We start from the raw sequence: 2,794 nt of genomic DNA, 5'->3' as shown, positions 1-2,794 counted from the left end.
GGGAAGATTCCACCCGGCAGGGCATATATACGCCATTCCATCAGCGCTGCAGCCACACTGATTTAAGCCGTCAGGCAGGATCGCCTGTCAGCCAGAATCAGATTCGCCAGCGCGAACAGGATATTCAATTTGGCAATCTGTTTTCGCAGACCTCGGTACCTAGTTTTCCGGTATCGAAGCTGGCCCTTTACTACCCCAAAGACATGCTCTACCTTGGCCCGTACGGAGGATTTCTCCTTTTCGCGGCGTTTGATCTGCCCGCGGGAACGATTGTCTGCGTGTTTACTCTGCGAGGGCCGTCTGTTGATTTTGTAACGGATCCTTTTGCCCTGGCCATTGACATTGAAAAGAACGGCGTCTTCCCGCTTTTCAGCGCCCAGGCAGCCGCTGTCGCCATATACGCTGTCCTCATCGCCGGTTAAGAGCTCCGGCACCATCGTCACATCATGGATGTTGGCGCTGGTGACCTTTACTGTGTGAACCAACCCGCTGTCTTTATCCACGCCGATGTGAGCTTTATAGCCGAAGTGCCAGCTGTTCCCCTTTTTCACCGAGTGCGCTTCCGGGTCTCGTTTCTTTTCCCTGTTCTTTGTCGAGGACGGCGCTGCGATCAGGGTAGAGTCCACTATGGTTCCCTTCTTCAGCAGCAGGCCTCTTTCCTGCAGCAGATATACCACCTGCGCAAACAACTTCTCCTGCAGCCCGCTGCGGAGCAGCAAATTCCGGAACCGACCCAGTGTATCTCCGTCCGGCACCTGATTGCTCGATTCCACTCCGCAGAATTCCGAGAATGCACGGCTGTCGATCACTTCCGCTACCGTTGCCTTGTCCGACAGATCATACAGGTTTTGAACCAGATAAATCCGCAGCATCCGTTCTAGATCGTAGGGCTTATTGCCGCGCTCTCCTTTGTAATAGTGCGGCCGGATCAGTTCGATCCACTCTCCCCACGGCACGATGCGCTCTATCTGACTCAGAAATTCTTTCTTCTTTGTCCGCACCTGGCTCAATTCATCGCTCAGGCCCGACAGACTCATCTGCTTATCCATAGTATTATTATATCATATTTTTTCTTTGTGCGGTGTTGCCTTAAAAAGCTGTCAGATATTGGCCAAAATTGATTTCAGCAAGACACGAGGGAAAATCTGTTTTATTCTAAAGTGAGTGATTTCCAAATCTGCAAGGCCTACAAGTTTTATGAATTAATGATTTATGAAATGTTATGCGGAACAGTATTTTGAAGCAAATTACGGAGTGACGGAATCAAGCTGTCTGATTTTCCAGAACCAACCGGATATTCCACTGAACTGTGCGACTGGCAAAGAGATATGGATTGAGGAGACTTGAGCGGATACCATATTTTCAAGTTCCAAGGAAAATATTCTCGGAACATCTTTTTAAAATGCTGCAGTTGTTCAACAGTATATGAGGATAAATAATCATGTTAATTGTAAGTATGTGTTTCGAAAGATATAATGTTTTCAAAAGGCCGGGCATGATTGTGAATTTGTCCCATCCGATCGGATGAAAGTTGTTTTCAGGAAATCAAACGCAGCGCAAAAATGCAGCAAAGAATGGAGGAAAATGAACATGGGGATTCAATTGGGAATTGTTGGCTACGGAGGAATGGGCGGATTTCATCACCGAAACGCTTCCAAAATTGAAGGGGTTCAGGTGGTAGGCGCTTACGACATTGACCCCGTGCGGGTACAGGTGGCGGAGGAAAGCGGGCTCAGGGGATTTTCGTCCCTGGAGGATTTGCTTGCGTGTGAGGACATCAACACTGTTCTGGTTGCCGTGCCGAACGACTGTCACATGGAGATCTGCATTGCCGCGTCGAATGCCGGCAAGCATGTCATCTGCGAGAAGCCTGCCGCTTTGAACGTGGACGAGCTGGATCAGATGATTGCCGCGGCTGGTCGCAACGGGAAACTCTTCACCGTACATCAGAACCGCCGTTGGGACAAGGACTTCCGGATCGTTAAGGATATCCTTGATTCCGGGGAACTGGGAAAGGTGTATTCCATCCAGTCCAGACTGCATGGATCCGGTGGAGTAATGTTCGGTTGGCGCGGTGAAAAGAAGCACGGCGGCGGCATGTTGTACGACTGGGGCGTTCACTTTATCGATCAGTTGATGTGGATGCTGGGATATGACAATTTCAGGAGCGTATTCTGCAAGACCAGCAATGTAAAAACTACGGAGGTGGAGGACTATTTCTTCCTCGTGTTTGATTTGGAGGATGGCAGTCACGTTCAAGTGGAGATAGGGACATTTGTACTCAAAGAGCTTCCAAGATGGCTTCTGCTTGGCGATGAGGCAACTGCCTATGTGAACGATTTTTCCAGAAGCGGCGGGATCATCCGGCTGGACAGCACAGTGGAGACAAAGTCTGAGATTATTATGACCTCGGCCGGTCCAACCAGGACGTTTGCGCCCAGGCCGGATAACGTGAAGCTTGAGAGTGAGCTTCCGGACGTGGAAGCCGATTGGTCGGAATACTACAAAAATGTGCGGGATGCGATCGACGGAAAAGCAGAGTTGATCGTACAGCCCTGGCAGGTGCGGAAAGTGCTGAAAACTATCGAAGCTGCATTCCGCTCCGCGGAAACAGGAGAACTTGTTTCTCTCAAAAATTAAATTTGTAAACTCAAATGAGAGCCGCCTAATGAAATTATCATCAGGCGGCTTTTCGCCTATGCTGTAAGAATGAAAAAACGAGGAAAATATAGGGCAATACCGCACAGAAAAGTAGGCGCGATACTGCCAGAAGTGATATAATAAGACCATGGAT

At 49.2% G+C, this 2,794-nt stretch carries 2 protein-coding genes; one reads left to right on the top strand and one right to left on the bottom strand.

The features are described 5' to 3' along the window. Positions 1–62: 62 nt before the first annotated feature. A complete protein-coding gene (locus ACLTOQ_RS13995; protein ID WP_177696324.1) occupies positions 63–1,037 on the bottom strand; it encodes an IS5 family transposase in 975 nt (324 codons plus the stop codon). A gap of 553 nt (positions 1,038–1,590) precedes the next feature. On the opposite strand from ACLTOQ_RS13995, the gene ACLTOQ_RS13990 reads away from it, so the two are divergent. Then, entirely contained in the window at positions 1,591–2,640 is a 1,050-nt protein-coding gene (locus ACLTOQ_RS13990) for a Gfo/Idh/MocA family protein (protein WP_066863945.1), read from the top strand. Positions 2,641–2,794 lie beyond the last annotated feature (154 nt).

Origin of the sequence: Gallintestinimicrobium sp., assembly GCF_046968865.1 — a bacterium.
Classification (GTDB): domain Bacteria; phylum Bacillota; class Clostridia; order Lachnospirales; family Lachnospiraceae; genus Gallintestinimicrobium; species Gallintestinimicrobium propionicum.
The sequence above is the reverse complement of the archived record's forward strand: the minus strand, read 5'-3'. Positions and strand labels throughout refer to the sequence as shown.